This is a genomic window from Pseudoneobacillus rhizolycopersici (assembly GCF_054786815.1).
Genome location: NZ_JBTOOE010000121.1, coordinates 1 through 265 on the forward strand (window position 1 = coordinate 1; position 265 = coordinate 265).

A 265-nucleotide genomic window follows, 5' to 3' on the forward strand; every position below is an offset into this window, starting at 1 on the left:
GTACATCAGGAGCGTGTTCGACGGAACCGTCGAGAAGTTCGGAAAGACATACCATCGATTAAGACCCGAAGGCTCGGAGTCAGAAGGGACGCTGTTCCGTGAAGAAAACGGGAAAGTATGGCGTCTGGCCAATGAATCCGGAAAAATCATCTTCACGCCTGAAGCAAAAGAAGCCGAGCCGTTTGAGGCCGACCGGGAATTTCTCGTCTACGACATGGGTATGTCTCCGGGGGACACTTTGACGCTTTATTCAAGTTTCAGGGAT

At 51.3% G+C, this 265-nt stretch carries 1 protein-coding gene; it reads left to right on the forward strand.

What is annotated here, in order from left to right; all coding sequences use genetic code 11:
• Positions 1 to 13 precede the first annotated feature (13 nt).
• A partial coding sequence (locus tag ACX9YW_RS23090; protein ID WP_460351069.1) for a hypothetical protein occupies positions 14 to 265 on the forward strand: 252 nt, incomplete at its 3' end.